The organism is Polaromonas sp. P3_A5, assembly GCF_056403055.1.
The window spans coordinates 17,088-32,978 of sequence record NZ_JBFUGF010000001.1; the positions used below are offsets into that span (position 1 = coordinate 17,088).

18 protein-coding genes and 1 riboswitch are annotated in these 15,891 nt (G+C 59.5%); of the genes, 5 read left to right on the plus strand and 13 right to left on the minus strand.

Going from position 1 to position 15,891, the window contains the following annotated elements:
• Window positions 1–211: 211 nt before the first annotated feature.
• The 9 genes from phnD to AC1DU8_RS00155 all read right to left on the minus strand — a co-directional run bounded on the left by phnD (window position 212) and on the right by AC1DU8_RS00155 (window position 8,326).
• Window positions 212–1,183, minus strand: a complete 972-nt coding sequence (gene phnD, locus AC1DU8_RS00115) for a phosphate/phosphite/phosphonate ABC transporter substrate-binding protein (protein ID WP_477726328.1) — start codon at window positions 1,181–1,183, stop codon at window positions 212–214.
• A 290-nt stretch (window positions 1,184–1,473) separates the two neighbouring features.
• A complete protein-coding gene (locus AC1DU8_RS00120) occupies window positions 1,474–1,989 on the minus strand; it encodes a DinB family protein (protein ID WP_477726329.1) in 516 nt (171 codons plus the stop codon).
• Window positions 1,989–2,195 carry a DUF1737 domain-containing protein gene (locus AC1DU8_RS00125; RefSeq protein ID WP_457281622.1) on the minus strand — a complete coding sequence of 69 codons (207 nt, stop codon included), beginning with the start codon at window positions 2,193–2,195 and terminating at the stop codon, window positions 1,989–1,991. Before AC1DU8_RS00125 ends, AC1DU8_RS00120 begins: the two co-directional genes overlap by 1 nt.
• A 93-nt stretch (window positions 2,196–2,288) precedes the next feature.
• Window positions 2,289–3,602: a D-amino acid dehydrogenase gene (locus AC1DU8_RS00130; RefSeq protein ID WP_457281621.1), complete on the minus strand. Its 1,314-nt coding sequence runs from the start codon at window positions 3,600–3,602 to the stop codon at window positions 2,289–2,291.
• 219 nt (window positions 3,603–3,821) lie between these two features.
• Window positions 3,822–3,910, minus strand: a riboswitch (glycine riboswitch).
• A 102-nt stretch (window positions 3,911–4,012) separates the two neighbouring features.
• Entirely contained in the window at window positions 4,013–4,555 is a 543-nt protein-coding gene (locus tag AC1DU8_RS00135) for a GrpB family protein (RefSeq protein WP_477702069.1), read from the minus strand.
• A 197-nt stretch (window positions 4,556–4,752) separates the two neighbouring features.
• Window positions 4,753–5,235: a thioredoxin domain-containing protein gene (locus AC1DU8_RS00140; RefSeq protein ID WP_477726330.1), complete on the minus strand. Its 483-nt coding sequence runs from the start codon at window positions 5,233–5,235 to the stop codon at window positions 4,753–4,755.
• Complete coding sequence (locus AC1DU8_RS00145; protein WP_477726331.1) at window positions 5,232–5,966, minus strand: alpha/beta fold hydrolase; 735 nt, start codon at window positions 5,964–5,966, stop codon at window positions 5,232–5,234. The genes AC1DU8_RS00140 and AC1DU8_RS00145 overlap by 4 nt, the downstream gene beginning before the upstream one ends.
• Before the next feature lie 22 nt (window positions 5,967–5,988).
• Entirely contained in the window at window positions 5,989–7,044 is a 1,056-nt protein-coding gene (locus AC1DU8_RS00150) for an amidohydrolase family protein (RefSeq protein WP_477689458.1), read from the minus strand.
• A 49-nt stretch (window positions 7,045–7,093) separates the two neighbouring features.
• On the minus strand, window positions 7,094–8,326 hold the full coding sequence (locus AC1DU8_RS00155) for a CaiB/BaiF CoA transferase family protein (protein WP_477689459.1): 1,233 nt from the start codon (window positions 8,324–8,326) through the stop codon (window positions 7,094–7,096).
• A gap of 187 nt (window positions 8,327–8,513) precedes the next feature.
• Here AC1DU8_RS00155 and AC1DU8_RS00160 point away from each other — a divergent pair, with 187 nt between their 5' ends.
• The 5 genes from AC1DU8_RS00160 (at window position 8,514) to AC1DU8_RS00180 (ending at window position 11,849) form a co-directional block, all read left to right on the plus strand.
• Window positions 8,514–8,891, plus strand: a complete 378-nt coding sequence (locus AC1DU8_RS00160) for a DUF2513 domain-containing protein (RefSeq protein ID WP_477689460.1) — start codon at window positions 8,514–8,516, stop codon at window positions 8,889–8,891.
• Between the two features lie 86 nt (window positions 8,892–8,977).
• Window positions 8,978–9,493 (plus strand): gamma-glutamylcyclotransferase family protein, encoded by a 516-nt coding sequence (locus tag AC1DU8_RS00165; RefSeq protein WP_477689461.1) that lies wholly within the window; start codon window positions 8,978–8,980, stop codon window positions 9,491–9,493.
• A gap of 28 nt (window positions 9,494–9,521) precedes the next feature.
• A complete protein-coding gene (locus AC1DU8_RS00170) occupies window positions 9,522–10,529 on the plus strand; it encodes a CBS domain-containing protein (protein ID WP_477689462.1) in 1,008 nt (335 codons plus the stop codon).
• Between the two features lie 49 nt (window positions 10,530–10,578).
• A complete protein-coding gene (locus tag AC1DU8_RS00175) occupies window positions 10,579–10,959 on the plus strand; it encodes a DUF1801 domain-containing protein (RefSeq protein ID WP_477689463.1) in 381 nt (126 codons plus the stop codon).
• A gap of 20 nt (window positions 10,960–10,979) precedes the next feature.
• On the plus strand, window positions 10,980–11,849 hold the full coding sequence (locus tag AC1DU8_RS00180) for a hypothetical protein (protein ID WP_477689464.1): 870 nt from the start codon (window positions 10,980–10,982) through the stop codon (window positions 11,847–11,849).
• Between the two features lie 151 nt (window positions 11,850–12,000).
• On the opposite strand, the gene cynS is transcribed toward AC1DU8_RS00180, so the two are convergent.
• From cynS to AC1DU8_RS00200, 4 genes are all read right to left on the minus strand, one after another.
• Window positions 12,001–12,444, minus strand: coding sequence for a cyanase (gene cynS / locus AC1DU8_RS00185; protein WP_477689465.1), 444 nt, complete (start codon window positions 12,442–12,444; stop codon window positions 12,001–12,003).
• 46 nt (window positions 12,445–12,490) lie between these two features.
• A complete protein-coding gene (locus tag AC1DU8_RS00190; protein ID WP_477726332.1) occupies window positions 12,491–13,303 on the minus strand; it encodes an ABC transporter ATP-binding protein in 813 nt (270 codons plus the stop codon).
• 31 nt (window positions 13,304–13,334) lie between these two features.
• A complete protein-coding gene (gene ntrB, locus AC1DU8_RS00195) occupies window positions 13,335–14,198 on the minus strand; it encodes a nitrate ABC transporter permease (protein WP_477689467.1) in 864 nt (287 codons plus the stop codon).
• Window positions 14,199–14,334: 136 nt separating this feature from the next.
• Window positions 14,335–15,699: a CmpA/NrtA family ABC transporter substrate-binding protein gene (locus AC1DU8_RS00200; protein WP_477689468.1), complete on the minus strand. Its 1,365-nt coding sequence runs from the start codon at window positions 15,697–15,699 to the stop codon at window positions 14,335–14,337.
• Window positions 15,700–15,891 lie beyond the last annotated feature (192 nt).

Below are 15,891 nucleotides of genomic sequence, written 5' to 3' on the forward strand. Positions count from 1 at the left end.
CTGCGTGTAGCCTGTTCCCCCCTTCCAGGGGGCGGCGCCTGCGGTCTGGCAAAGCCAGTCCCGCGGCCCCTGCTGGTGAAATACCTCCATCACTGGCGTACTCACAGAATCTTCAGGCCAGCTCGAGCCGTGGAACCGGCTTTGCCGGGCCACAGGCGGGCGGCCCCCTCGGGGGGCAGGGAGCTACACGAAGTGAGCGACCGTGGGGGCTCTACTTCTTTTGACTGGCGCGGTAGACCTGCATCACCGTCGCGAAGTCGCGATCAAAGTTGATGGGCAGGAAGGTGTCGTTGCCGGGCAGCTGCTTTTTCAGTGTGGGTGAGAAGCTGTAGCTGAACGAGCATTTCTTCACGCGTGCCTGCAGTTCGGGCGAAACGTCCTTGCTCATGGTCCAGGTTTCCGTCATGAAGGGCGGGCTTTCCCAGAGCGTGCGGATGCTCGAGCCTTTGACGTCGCCCTTGACGACCATGCGCTGGTACAAATCGCTGGCCACGGCTGCGGCCGGATAAAAACCATGCATCACGCCCGTGACGGAGCGCTCGTGGCCGTTGGAGAACACGACTTCGTAGTCCTTGTCCGGCGTCAGGCCCAGCGCCGGGAACAGCGCGCGCGGCGCGAGGTTGCCCGAGTTCGAGGTTGGCGTGGTGTGCGCGATTTTCTTGCCGATCAGGTCCTTCGGTTCCCTGTACGGGCTGTCGATGCGGGTGATCAGAATCAGTTTGTAGGAGTTGCGCAGGCCCGTGGCCTTGTTGCCCGGAACGCCAAACGGCGCCGGCTGGCCGGCGGTGACCAACTGCGCAGCCAGGCCGGGGTTGACCTGTGCCAGCTGGACCTTGCCGGCCGAGATACCTTCAATCAGCTCTTTTTCACCGAGGATGTCGATGTTGCTGGTCTTGTCCATCGATTCGCCTTGCGCGTTTTGCAGGTCGATGTTTCCGCAGCGTGACAGGTGGCTGAAGTAGTCGCCCCACAAGGCCATGGTTTCGCTCTTGCCATAGGTCTTGGGCATGGCCACGACCATTTTTTCGCGAGGGCCGGAATATTTTTCGGGCGCGGGCGCGGGGGTGGCGGCCGCTGCTTTTGCCTTGCGTGCAGGCTTCGCCTCGTCGGTCTGGGCTGTTGCCGAACCCAGGGCGCAGGCGGCGCTGGCCAATATTGCTGCATGGCGCAGATAAAACTTCATGTTGATCACTCCAGTTGTCTATGAAAAAACCGATACGCAGGAATGCAGGTTTGTATGCCGCTGGCTATACACAAACCGCGCTCCCAACCCAATCAGTGTGCATGACGGCGCGTCAAAACGAACTTTTTGTTACATTCGAATGAATACCTTCGTGACATAAATCAGCGTATCTGCTTCAGAGGCTGTTGTTTTTTCATTGAAAAGACGGCCCTGGCAACCTGTAAGCGCCTGGGAGGCGGCCAATACTGCGCCTCAGGATGCCCGTGCTGTGCGACAGGGGGGTGAAGGCCTCAAGCGGCGAGGGAGGCGTCGATTTTCCCGAGCAGCCATTGCAGACCGGCCAGGTGTTGCTGGTCATGGCTGCACAGGTAATGCACCAGGCTGCGCAACGTGAGGGCGCCGTAACCTTCGAATTCCGCCGTGCGGCCCAGTTGTTCGGGCGTGATGCCCGACAGCATGGCCATCGTCCGGGTGCGTGCTGCCCGAAACGCCGCGAAGACTTCCTGCGCATCAGCAGCCGCGTAGTCGCGTTCCTTTTCCAGTACATAGCCGTCCAGTGATTCCAGCACGGGATTGGTTTCCGACAAGGTGCGCTGAAATCGCACGTGGTAGCCGTCGATCTCGATGTCCCGCACGTGGCAGATCTGCGCGAGGGCCGTGAAGTGTTCGCTCGGAATGCCTTCCCACGACGGCGGCGTCCAACCCTTGTGGCTTTCAGGAATCGCATCGTAAAACTGTTCCAGATGGCGCGGAAAATCCGCCATGGCCTGGAGCGTTGCGGGGTTCAGGGGCAGGGCACTGCTCATCAGCCGGCCTTGCGCAGCGAAGGCCACAGCACCGCCTGCGCCACGATCACGTTCTCGCCATTAAAGGTCGCCGCCGGCGAGCCGTAAAGCTCGTAACCCAGCGCCAGCGCCTCGCTCACGCGGCGGCAAAAGCTCGCGTCATCAGGGCCGGTAAGGAGCCTGTAGGTGGGAAGACCGTCGGGGGGCGTGGTGGCGGGTGATGTCATGGCGGCAAGCGGCTGATGAACGGAGGGCGATATTACCGTTTCCGCCCACCTGCTGCAGGACGCCGTGCTTCAGACCCCCTTTTCAGGCCTTGCTCAGGCCTTCGCCATCCCCGGCAATGCCATCACACGCCCCGGTGCCGGCATCCCGGTAAACGCAAAGTCGACTTCCGGCACGCGCCCGCTCACGATGTCCGCAATCGCCGCGCCCGAGCCGCAGGCATGCGTCCAGCCCAGTGTGCCGTGGCCCGTGTTGAGAAAGACATTGGAGGCCTTGCTTTTGCCGATGTAAGGCACATTGCTCGGCGTGGCCGGCCGCAGGCCTGTCCAGAACTGCGCGCCCTCGCCGTCCGTCATGTCGGGAAAGAGCTGCTTCACACGGCGCACGATGGCGTTGCAGCGCACCAGGTTCAGCTCGGTGTTGTAGCCGTTGAGCTCGGCCGTGCCGGCAATGCGCAAGCGGTTGCCAAAACGCGAGAACACCAGCTTGTACTCGTCATCCGTCAGGCTGACCTGGTACGACGCCGCCTCGTTGATCACGGGCAGTGTGACCGAATAACCCTTGGCCGGGTAGATGCGCAGGCTTTGCCCCAGCACCTTGGCCCACTGCGCGCTGAAGGCGCCCAGGCACATCACATACGCGTCGGCTTTCAGCATCTCGACCTTGCCGCCGGCCTCGCCGCTGCCCATCGCCACCTGCACGCCGTTCAGCTGCCCCTCTGCAGCGTCCAGGCCCAGCACCGTGGTGTTGTACAAAAATTTCACACCGGCCTGCTCGCAGCGCGCCGCCAGCGCGGCGGTAAACGCGCGGGCGTCACCCGATTCATCGCTGGGTGTCATGCTGCCGCCCACGATGCTGCCGCGGCATTGCGCCAGCGCGGGCTCAATCGCCACACACTCGTCGGCCGTCTTCATGTCGAGTTCGCAGCCGTGCTCGCGCATGATGCGCGCGGGCTCCTGCGCCGCATCGTACTCGGCCTGGCTGGTGTAGAAGTGCAGGATGCCCTTGGTCTGCGCGTTGTACAGCAGGCCCAGCTCGGCGCGCAGTTTTTGCAGCGCGCCGCGGCTGTACATGCCCAGGTTCACGATCTGCTTGATGTTTTGTGCCGTGCGCGCGGGCGTGCAGTTGCGCAAAAACTCCAGCCCCCACAGCCACTGGTTCACATCGGCGCGCAGCCTGAAGAGCAGCGGTGCGTCTTCACGCGCCAGCCATTGCAGCACTTTCAGCGGCGCGCCCGGGTTGGCCCAGGGCTCCGCGTGGCTCACCGATATTTGCCCGCCGTTGGCAAAGCTGGTTTCCATCGCGGCCGCGTTGCGGCGCTCCACCACCGTGACTTCATGGCCGCGTTGCGCCAAATACCAGGCCGTGGTGATCCCCGTGACACCCGCACCCAAAACCATGACTTTCATGGCGATTCCTTTTCATTCAAGCAGAACATTGCAGTAGCGCAAGCGCCGTGCCAGGGGTTGCTGTTGAATCGGAAGAATCGTGGCAACCGCCAAGCCATCACATGCTTGCGGCCGCTTCCACTGTCCTTGTTACCTGAGAGATTCAGCCGTTGCTTGGGGCTTCGGCTTTGCTCCTTCGGTGCGCTGCACCTTGCGTGCGGCGTCTCTCCAGACGGCTGTGTGTTCCGGGCAGTACGGGACCTGAGCGATTATGGAAGTTTGCGCCTTCGGTGGCTGCCTTTGGGGCAGCGCTCTCCTGCTTGAACGGGTTTGAATTTACCACCGAAGCCTGTTTTGCCAAGCGTGAATGCGGCGTTCAGTACAGGTCTAGCGGGTTGATTCAGCGGCTTAATAGTAGGAAGCAGGGAGGCTCAGCCTTCGCTGGCCGCCTGCACAAACGCGGCTTTGGCATCGGTATAGGCCTCGCGGTCACCCGGGTGCCTGGCCGCCAGTTCCGCCTTGAGCGCGGCATAGCGCGCCGCCAGCGCCGGGTCCGAACGCAGGGCGTCGCGAAAACGCAGGCGCTGCGCCCACACCTCGCCGCCGTGAACCACCAGGTGCAGATGATGCGTGCGCCGCCCTTCTGTCCAGCGCATCAGCCATTTACGGTCGGTCAGCGAGGCATTGAATTCAGCGGAGGTCGTGTAACCGTTGGCGCACAGCGGCGCCAGAAGCGCCTCGGCCGCCGCCATGGATTCCACACCGGCCAGCATGTCGATCACCGGTTTGGCCGCCAGGCCGGGCACGGCTGTGCTGCCGATGTGCTGGATGTCGATCAGGCGGGCCGGCAGCTGAGGGGAGAGCGCAAGCAGGCGGTCCCGCTCAGCCACAAACTGCTGGGGCCAGGCTGGGTTGTAGGCCTGCAAGACCACTTCCTCGTGGATAGCGGCAAGCAGCGATTCCTGGTCAGTCATGCGCGTGACGGCTGGCAGGTTGTTGTGCAGGGGCAAAAAACGCTGTGCGACACGCCAGAATCCTTTGCGGGGCTATTTTTGGGGCGGTTTTAAGCATGAAAAAGGCCATTTGCCCAATCAGTGATTGCGCGAGCAGCTATCAAAACAATAGCAACCAGAAATCCCCACGGCTGCGAATGGGGCGGTCTGCATTTCATTTACCTGAGCGCCAGCACAGCTTTGCGCGCCTGCGTCAGCCGCTCTTCCAGGTAGGCGCCATAAAAGTCGACAGACGCCAGGCCAACCAGCCGTTCCGCCAGGTCTTGCCCGGCCGGGCCCAGAAACAGCACCGTGGGGGTGAAACCGGCTTTCCATGCCGCGACTTGCGCGGCGGCTGTCGTCACCTGGCCGTCAAAGCCGGTCAGCGGTGTCGTGCGGTCGCTGATGTTGAGCTGCCAGGCGTGCAGGCTGCCGTCTCGTTGCCCTGGCAGCAGGTAGTTGCGCCGTACCAGCTCGCAGAATGGGCAGCCGGGCAGGCTGACCAGCAGCACCAGCGGCTCATTTTTAAGGGCGGCGATTCCAGCGGCAGCCGGCAAAGAGGCCGGCACAGGCAAGGCCGTGTCTTTGGCCAGCGCAAGCTGGGGCACGGCCAGCCCGGCTGCCAGCGCGGCTGTGAACTGGCGGCGGGCCACCTGGCTCATTCAGCGCTTTCCAGCAAAATCTTCGTCAGCGCAGCCGGTTCGCTGATCATGGGGTCATGGCCGGTTTTGATTTCGACCACGCGCGAATTCGGCAGCCATGCACCGTCCCAGAACTTTGCGTCCTTCACGCGCAGCCGGCTGGGTTCAATCGTGGCCAATGCGGGCTCGGTGCAATTCACAAAAGTGCGCGGCACGGCGGCTACGCGCTGCATATCAAAGTGCAGCGGTGCCTGGTAGGTGTTGCCGGGGTGCGGCGTCTGCCGGCGCTTGACCCATTCGCGGTCGGCATCGTGCAGGCCGAACACCTCCGGGTCGGGCGCCGGAAAGCTGAAGCTGGGTGAAGCCTGCGCCGCCGCCATGCGCTGCTGCTGCGTGGCGCTGGCCTGCGTGCTGCTCCAGCTCTCGCCGGGCTTGGGCACCACCGCATCCACATACACCAGGTGCTTGATGCGGTCGGGCATGCGGTCAGTGACAGCCGTGCCGATCATGCCGGCATAGGAATGCACCGCGAGCGTCACCTCGTGCAACTCTTCCGCCTCAATCAGGTTGATCACGTCGTTGATGTGCGTGTCGAGGTTGATCGTGGGTGAAAGCAAATGGGCGCGTTCGCCCAGGCCGGTCAGTGTCGGCGTGAACACCTTGTGGTGGTCCAGCTGCAGCGCCTGCGCCACCCGCCGCCAGCACCAGCCGCCGTGCCAGGCGCCGTGCACCAGAACAAAATTGTGTTTCATCGCTTTACCTCCGTGTGTTTCTTCAGGCAAATTCTTCGCCAAACAGCAGCGACCAGGCATTGCGGTACGCGACCTGATGCCGGACATTCTCCGGCAGCTGCTGCAGGAAATAGCGGTGCTTCTGGTCATAGGACACCATGCGGTCCATCCGGTCTCCGCCCAGATCTAGCGCCGACAGAAAGCGTTTCGGATGGGCGACTATCAAGTCGCGCCATTCACGGGCCAGCCCGCCGTCGCTGCCCCAGACGCGCGCATGCCGCTGGTTGCTCAGGGGATAGATTGAAGCGGAGTCGCCGAAAGCCGTGTCGAAATGCAGGTTGGCGAAGCGCCGTATCAGGCCGTCCACATACGCCGCGTTGTAACGCGTGGCCCGCTCGATGTAGCGGATTTGCGCCAGATGGCACCAGACCACTTTGGCCCTGGGGTACTGCGCCAGCATGGCCTCCAGCGGCGTCAGCAAGTCGTCCTCGATTTCATAGTGGATCTGGAAAGCGACGCCGGTTCTTTCGCTCAGCGCGAAGACGCGGTGGCCTACGGGGCCGTCAATGGGGATCTGGACATCGCGGTCGTCCCCCATGCCGTGTTTGACCTGCCGTGGCGACGGGTAGTGGCGAAACTCATACTCGCCCAGGCACATGATTTGCCGTTTCTCGATGGCCGCCTCCTGGCCGTCCATGAATTCGGTGGGCGCCTCCGTCAGCGCCGGCGGCTGGCCGCCGTTCCCCACGGGGATAAAACGGTCCGGATAGGCTGAAACCAGTTTCTCCGACAGGGCGTTGAAGCGCACGCCCTTTTTAAACTCGCCCTGGCCTATGTCCGCCGACAGAGCCATCAGGCCAATGTTGAGCCCGTCCATGTTCTTCGCCACGAAATCGATGTCCAGCTTGCCGGGGTTGCAGGAGCTCTCGATGTCCACATAAGGCAGCTCGCCTGCCGCAAGGATTTTCTTCAGGCGCTGCGCATACCCGGCTTTCAGCACCCCGAAGTCGGCCATGGCCTGGGCATGACCCAGCCCGGGCAAGGCGGCGCCAAGGGGCAGGCCCAGCATGGTGGTGATCATGCGGCGTCGAATCATCATGCGAAGCGTTCTCCTGTGTGGGTGAATGCCGGGCAGGCTTGCCCGCCGGTCAAATCGTCTTGCCGTCCTTCAACTCGGACAGTTTCGTTTCGGAATAGTTCAGCAGCTCGCGCAGCACTTCATCCGTGTGCTGACCCAGCAGCGGCGGCGGTAAATCGGTCCGCACCGGTGTTGCGCTCATGCGGATGGGGCTGGAGACCAGTTTCAAATCATCCTTCACCGGGTGCTTCCACTCCGTCACCATCTTGCGCGCCTCAATCTGCGGGTCGGCAAACACCTCTGCCAGGCTGTTGATCGCACCGCACGGCACTTTTGCCGCCTCCAGCGCTCCCAGCCAGTCGGCCTTGCTGCGCGTCTTCATCACGGCTTCCAGGATCGGCACCAGCTGGCCGCGGTTCTGCACGCGGTCGCGGTTCTTCGCAAAAAGCTGGTTGGTCGCCAGCTCCGGAATGTTGGCCACCGCACAGAACTTCGCATACTGCGAGTCATTGCCCACCGCGAGGATTAAGTGATCTTTGCTGCCATCCGCGGCCGGGGCCACTTCAAACACCTGGTAAGGCACGATGTTCTGGTGCGCATTGCCCGCCCGGCCCGGCGCCTTGCCGCTCACCAGATAGTTTGCGCCCAGGTTGGCCAGCATGGCCACCTGCGTATCCAGCAGCGCCATGTCCACCTGCTGGCCCTCGCCGGTTTTCTCGGCATGGCGCAGCGCGGCGAGTATTGCCACCGTCGCATACATGCCCGTCATCAAATCCGCCACCGCCACTCCCACCTTCTGCGGCCCGCCCCCCAGGTCGTCACGCTCGCCGGTCACGCTCATCAACCCGCCCATGCCCTGGATCGCATAGTCATACCCCGCGCGGTCGGCATAAGGCCCGTTCTGGCCAAAGCCCGTGACCGAGCAGTACACGAGGCGCGGGTTAATGGCCTTCAGCGACGCATAGTCCAGCCCATAACGCGCCATGTCCCCAACCTTGAAGTTCTCCACAAACACATCGCAATGCGCAGCCAGCTCACGCACCAGCGCCTGGCCCGCAGGCTGTGCGATGTCGCAGGTGACGGAGCGCTTGTTACGGTTGGTCCCCAGGTAATAAGCCGCCTCGGTGTCCGCACCCTGCGCATCCTTCAAAAACGGCGGCCCCCAGGTGCGGGTGTCGTCACCCGTGCCGGGGCGTTCAATCTTGATGACGTCGGCCCCCAGGTCGGCGAGTGTCTGCGTACACCAGGGGCCCGCGAGTACGCGGGAGAGGTCGAGGATGCGGATGCCGGATAGGGAGTTCATGTCGCCATTTTGCACTTTGCTTGGGGCTACGCTGATCGCAGGACGCCGGGATATGAGCAGCTTTTCAATGCCGTAAAGCCCTCCGATTGGAGGATGGGCCGAACTGCTTGCCTAGGCTAAGCTGCCATAGTCAAACTGCCAACGGCTCGCTAGAAGAAGCGCGCGCGGCCACAACTCAGGAGTTGCCATGAAAAGAAACTGGGAAACTATTCGCGAGCTTCTATCCAAAGTAGAGGAGTGCAGTCTCCCTACGGAAATGGTTCAGCTTTCCCAATTCCCGGAAGAACGTGCGTCAGAAATCTCATACCACATGAGCCTTCTTATAGAAGCGGGTCTTGTTAACGGCCAGATGGTGAAAACGATGGGCCCAGAAGTGAAAGACTTTTTTGGTCAGAGGCTTACCTGGGAAGGGCATGAGTTTCTGGATTCGATTAGAAGTGACACAGTGTGGGCAAAGACGAAAAAGCTGTTTACGGAGCAAGGTGTGTCCATGACATTTGAACTCGTGAAGTCCGTGGCGAAAGATGCAGCCGCAGCGCTGATGAAAGGTGCACTCGGGGGCTGATGGCTGCGTACCGAAAATATGCAACGCCACGTTTGTATTTCGGTCGATTTAGGCATTAAAAATCATATGTGTATTGGAGTGAATCGATGGCACTCGTTTTTCAGTATGGCTCGAACATGTGTAGCGCTCGCCTTAATAGCCCGGATAGATTAGCTGGTGACGCGAAAGTAATCTGTATTGCTCAGTCCGTAGATCTTTTCGAGTTTGCATTCACTGTATTCAGCAAAACAAATAATTGCGCGGCCGCTGACATTGCTTCAAGCGAGAGCGGCCAATGCATATTTGGCGTGCTCTATGAGATTCCTGATTTTCTTATCTCCCGAGAGTCTGCGAAGACGCTCAACAGGCGATCAATGGATGCAATAGAAGGCGAGGGTACCAACTACATTCGTCAGGCAATCCAGCTGCAAAAAGTTGATGGATCGAAGGTCGAGGCGTTGACTTACGTTGTCAAAGACCGTAAGTCCGATATAAAAACCTCAAGGAAATACGTCCAGCACATCTTAGAGGGCATGAAGGAACACAACATTCCAGAAGAGTACCGCAGATACGTGGTGTCCCAGGTAATTGCAAACAATCCAGATTTAGCTCAAGAGTTTTGAATCGCAGCCGTAGACCTAGGAGTTACCAATGGCTCAAGCCGAAGAAAAACTTACAGCGATCGTCGACCAACTAAAGAGAGGCGTAGCGCCGCCCAAAGAGTCGGTGCGGGCTTTCTTACTTTGGTTTGGTGCGGAGCGGCGCGGATATCGCGTCGTCCGTCTTATTCGCAACGCTCTTAGGCGGCATGGCCTGACAACATCGCCGGACTTTGAATGGGCCTATATCGACGGCCAGGTGGCGTTTGTGAAGGCACCTCTCGAGGTTCAAGGTCCACAGGGAGTAGCAGACGACTCCGCATCAGATCCTACTTACAGGATTCGCAGTCTGGCGTCAGCAAACCGGGCTCCGATCAGTGTTACGCCTGATTCCTCAGTGCAGCAGATAACGACGTTGATGATGACTAATGACTTCTCGCAGCTTCCTGTGATGACTGGACCACGAGATGTCAAGGGCGTGGTCAGTTGGAAGACGATTGGGATGAGGTTAGCGCTTAAGAAGCCCATCGCCACTGCTAAGGATTGCATGGAAGAGCCTAGGATACTTAGCGCGGCTGAGCCATTGTTTTCTGCGATATATGTCGTGGCTGCGAACGATTACGTTCTTGTTCAAGCTCACGATAAGACTATCTGCGGAATCGTTACAGCGAGCGATTTGAATGAGCAGTTTCGCCTGCTCGCCGAGCCCTTCTTGCTTGTAGGTGAGATCGAGAACGGAGTTCGACGATTGCTGCATGGCAAATTTACGCAGGTTGAGCTTATAGCTGCTAAAGCACCAGGTGACGATGGCCGTCAAATTGATACTCCAGCAGATCTGACATTTGGCGAATATATCCGGCTTGTTGAGAGCGATAAAAATTGGAAAAAACTCAAAATCGAAATTGACAGAGTAACTTTCGTCGCGCACCTCAATCGCGTGAGAGACATTAGGAATGACGTCATGCACTTTGATCCTGATGGCTTAGAAGACGACGATCTGAGGTTTCTACGCGAGTTCGCTCACTTCTTAAAGCGCTTAAGAGATGTTGGCGTTACTTAATGGGAGGATCACTTGTTCAATCTACAAGCACGGCCTAGGACTTGCCATGATGAAGAAGACTCTTCCAGCCGCTAGCCCTGATGCATATGTGACTGCCCTGTCCGGCTGGCAGCGTGCCACCGTCGAGCAACTACGGGCCGCCGTCCTGGGCGGCGTCGCGCTGGATGAAGTCATCAAGTGGGGCCACCTGGTCTATTTGTCGAACGGGCCGGTGCTGTTGATCCGCGCTGAAGAAACCCGCGTGCTGTTCGGCTTCTGGCGGGGTCAACGCCTTCGCGAGATAGACCCGTTGTTAAAACCCGGCGGCAAGTACGAAATGGCGACGAGAGAGTTTCATGAGGGTGAGGAGGTCAACGTCACCTTGTCGGGCCGTCTTGTCAAAGAAGCGGTACGGCTTAACAAGATGCTCGGCGACCCCACCAAGCTCTAATAACGCTCTGGACTCCAAGAATGCAACCACGCTACGAAGAGAAGACTTTCGAGAGTTACTTCAATAACGAGCTTGACCGGAGGGCGGTGGTTTACTTCCCATTTGGTCAGGTTCAAGAGGGCGGAATGGGTGCAGACGCTTCAGGTTTCTCTCGAAATCGATGGCTTTGGCGGCGCCTGGGGCACCCGTTCTTCTTTCGTCCGCCGTTTGGAGGTGTGGACCTACGCGACATCGCCGACGAAATGGAGCATCACCTGGGGCAAGAGATTCGGAACATCCCTCGTATCAAGGCAAACCTCCTATTTCAGTACAAGAGACCGGAGCTAATTACTACTAAGCTTGGTTCTGAATGGAGTCACTGGAATCAGAAATATTTCAGGTACGACGTTTACAAAGAGCAGCAGGCCTTGCTTGAGCACATCGATGCAAAGTTCGGTTCCCAAGCACTCATTCTCTATGCTTCGCCGGCATTGGTGGACGTCAACGATCTGGTTGATGCCAAGATTAACGGATGTCTTATTGAAAACACGAATTTCAGAAAAGCCTCAGAGCTGACTGGACATCACAGAAACACATATACCAAGGCCGGAACTCATTCAATCGCGTGTAGTGAGCCAGAACGACTTGAGTCGTTTGATTTGCTGAAGAATCTGGAACAACTCGAAGATCTGCAAGCCTCGAAAAACGAAGAGTTTATGGTTCGATTTGCAAAAAGTGTCCGAGTCGCTGCCGGGGAGAGCGCCTTCCTTGGAGGCGCATACAGGCGCGAGCTTCAAAACTATGTAGAGCTAGATACGGAAAGATATCGATTGTTTTTCTCTCTGATTTCAATGAGTATCTTTAGGGACCTCAGTGGCGTCCAATGGGTGTTGGCTGTAAACGATCGATGACATACCTCTACGCGTAACGCTACTGAAAGCTGCCACCCCGCGGCGTTAGCAGCGCATGGCTCAACTCCAATATTGGGAAGCAAAGTGGAACATGTATGCGTTTTGCTTTGCCCGGTTCCCGGCAAGAGACCCCTAGGCCTCACCAGCAACGTCAATACGTCTTGTACGGCAAAAACTTCCCCGATAACACCACATTCACCCGGTCCCCTTTGGGATCCGGCTGCCTCACGATGTCCATGCTGAAGTCAATCGCGCTCATGATGCCGTCGCCGAATTCTTCGTGGATCAGTTCCTTGATCGTGGTGCCGTAGACGCTCACGATTTCGTACCAGCGGTAGATCAGCGGGTCGGTGGGTACGGGTGTTGTTAGTGAGCCTTTGTACGGCACGACTTGTAGCCATTTTTGTTCTTCGGTTGTCAGGCCAAAAATCTTGCCAATCACTTTGGCCTGTTTGGCGTCAAAGGTCATCTGGCCCAGGCAGCCGGCGGTAACCCATTCCTTGCTGAGGCCGACCTTCTTCGCGACGGACTCCCAGGTGATGCCTTTGCTGACTTTGACGGTGATGATTTTTTCGGTGATGTCGTTGCGGTTCATGGTTTGCTCCTGTATGTGAGATGGGTGAAGTGAAAAGCGGGAATGGTCAATGCGCCTTGGCGCGGGTGACGAGGAAATCGACGATGTGGTTGCGCAGGTCGTAGTAACCGGGCAGGTGGTGCAGGCCGGCGCGGGTGCGTTCCCGGGGCAATGGGTTGATGACTTCTTCGGCGATGCGGCCGGGTGCGTAGACGCCGTCGTTGTCGGTGCCGTTGCTCATCAAGAGGATGCGGTCTGCCAGCAGGATGGCTTCGTCTACATCGTGGGTGATCATGAAAACCGTTTGCTGTGTCTCGCGCACGATGGCCATGAGTTCGTCCTGGATGGTGCCGCGTGTCAGGGCATCGAGTGCGCCGAAGGGCTCGTCGAGCAGCAGCATCTTGGGCTGGATGGCAAAGGCGCGGGCGATGCCTACGCGTTGCTTCATGCCGCCTGAGAGCTGCGACGGTTTTTTGTCGATGGCGGGTGTGAGGCCTACCATGGCGACGAACTTTTCCACATGCGCATTGACTTGTGCCGATGTCCAGTCGGCCCAGCGTGACACCACCGCAAACGCGATGTTCTTGCGCACGGTGAGCCAGGGCATGAGGGCGTGGCTCTGGAACACCACGCCGCGCTCCAGGCTGGGGCCGCCGATCTCGCGGTTTTCCATGAAGATGTGGCCGGCGGTGGCGCTGTCGAGTCCGGCCAGCACATTGAGGATGGTGGTCTTGCCGCAGCCTGAGTGGCCGATGATGCAGACGAACTCGCCCTTGCTGATGCTAAAAGACACATCGGCAAATACCGGCCGGGCGGGCGTAAAGGCTTTGCTCAGGCCTTCGATCTTGAGGAATCCCTGCTGCATGTTGTGTTCTTTCATTGGCGTGGCGACAGGGGCGCGCGCAATAGGCTCACTCCACATAAGTGACGACCTTCTGTAGTTGAGCGAAGGCCAGGTCCAGCAGCATGCCGACGATACCGATGACCAGGATGGCGAAGATCACGTTGGTGAGTGAGAGGTTGTTCCACTCGTTCCAGACGAAGTAGCCGATGCCGGTGCCGCCCACCAGCATTTCGGCCGCCACGATCACCAGCCAGGCGATGCCCATGGAGATGCGCATGCCGGTCAGGATGGTGGGCGCCGCCGCCGGCAGGATGACCTGGAAGGCCTTGCGCAGGGGGCTCACTTCGAGCGTGCTGGCCACGTTGAGCCATTCACGTTTGACTGAAGCCACACCGAAGGCGGTGTTGATCAGCATGGGCCATACCGAGCAGATGAAGATCACAAAGATGCCCGAGATCGATGAGTCCTTGATGGTGTAGAGCGCCAGCGGCATCCACGCCAGCGGCGAGATGGGTTTGAGCACCTGGATGAAAGGGTCAAACGCCCGGCGCAGCAGCGGCGACATGCCGATCACAAAACCCAGTGGCACGGCCACCGCACACGCCAACAGAAAGCCCAGGCCCACGCGCGCCAGCGAATGGCCGAGCTGGATCAGGATGCCCTTGTCGTTGGGGCCGTTGTCATACAGCGGGTTGGACACCTGCTTCCAGATGGCCGTACCCATCTGGCCCAGCGTCGGGAAGCCGGTGGTCTTGGTGCTGCCTGGGTCTTTGCCCATCATCTTCTGGTACTCGATCTGCTCGGCGCTCAGGCCCGCCGTGCTGGCTGCCGGCGTACCGGATGCGGGCAGCGTGGCCACGTACCAAATGCCCAGAAAGGCGAAAAAGATAAGCAGCGAGACCAGGCCCGCCTTCAAATTTAAGGATTTCATGGCGCAGCAGGAAGTGAGTGAGCATGGAGCTCCAAGGAAAACCAAGCAGGGGCCGCGGAACCGGCTTTGCCGGGCCGCAGGCGCAGCGGCCCCCTCGGGGGGCAGGGAACTACACGAAGTGAGTGACCGTGGGGGCTCATAGCTTGTTGATGCTGAAGCTTTTTACGTACTCATCCGGCTTGGCAGGGTCAAACTCCTTGCCCATCACCTTGAATTTTTTGTAAGCGCCTTCAGGCGGCTTGAATCCCGCCAGTGCCATCTGCTTTTTGGCATCCGTGAGCATGAAAACTTTCTCAGCGATCTGTTTGTAATTGACTTCACCCTTCACATAGCCCCAGCGCTTCATCTGCGTGAGCATCCATACCGCCATGCTCTGCCACGGCACAGGGTCAAAGTTGGCGCGGTCCGGCACGTTGCGGATATTGCCCAGACCGTCGGCGAACTTGCCTGTGAGCACCTGCTGCAGCACGGCCTCGGGCTGGTTGAGGTATTGCGTAGGCGCGATCACCTTGGCGATCAGGTCGCGGTCTTTCGGCTGGCTGGCCATGAAGGATGCGCCCAGCACGGCGCGGTACAGCGCGGCAAAGGTGTTGGGGTTCTGCTTGATGAACTCGTCGCTGACGCCAAAAGCGCAGCAGGGGTGGCCGTCCCAGATTTCCTTGGAGAGGATGTGGATGAAACCGACCTCGTCGTACACCGCGCGCTGGTTGAAAGGATCCGGGCCGAGGAAGCCGTCGATGTTGCCGGCGCGCAGGTTGGCCACCATCTCGGGCGGCGGCACAACCCGCAGCTGTACGTCGGTGTCGGGGTTCAGGCCGTTCTCCGCGAGGTAGTAGCGCAACAGGAAGTTGTGCATGCTGTACTCGAAGGGGATGGCGAACTTGAAGCCCTTCCAGTTCTTCGGGTCGCGGTTGTTCTTGTGCTTCACATGCAGCGTGATGGCCTGGCCATTGGTGTTCTGGATGCTGGCCACATTCATGTTGACCTGGTTGGAACCGAGGCCCATGGTCATTGCCAGCGGCATGGGTGACAGGAAGTGGGAGGCGTCATGCTCCTTGTTGATCATCTTGTCGCGTATCAGCGCCCAGCCGGCGGTTTTGTTGAGCTGGACGTTCAGGCCTTCTTTTTTGTAAAAGCCCAGCGGGTCGGCCATGATCAGCGGGCTGGCGCAGGTGATGGCGATGAAGCCGATCTTCAGATCCTTCTTTTCCAGGGGCACGCGGTCTTGCGCCATGGCCTCCAGCGCACCGAGCGGTAGCACCGAGGCAATCGCAGCGCGCGCCGTGTTGGCGCCCACCGCGCGCAGGAAGTGGCGGCGCACGCTGTCAACCGGGAACAGCGCCTTCACCAGGCTGGCTTCCATGAAGCTGTGCGAGAGCGCTTGCGGGCTGGCGGCAGACGCATTGGCGGCCTGGTGATCGGCCGCGCTGTGGTCCCTGCCGCAGCTGCATTTGAGCATCAGGGGCTGGTCGGCGTCGTAGGGAGAAAAGAGGTCAGACATGGCGCGCACCTTTCTTTGGAAGATGCGGCTGTCTTGCAAGCAGCGGGCCAATTTTGGCCAATTGGGGCGAAAGCGCGGCAGGTGCCGCATTTCGCTGTGGATGCCATGACAGGGTGTAGGGCACTCACTACAAAAACCGGCGCAGCGGAGTCGGCATGCTGCCTTTTCGTGCGCCGGCGCAGGCGTTTAATG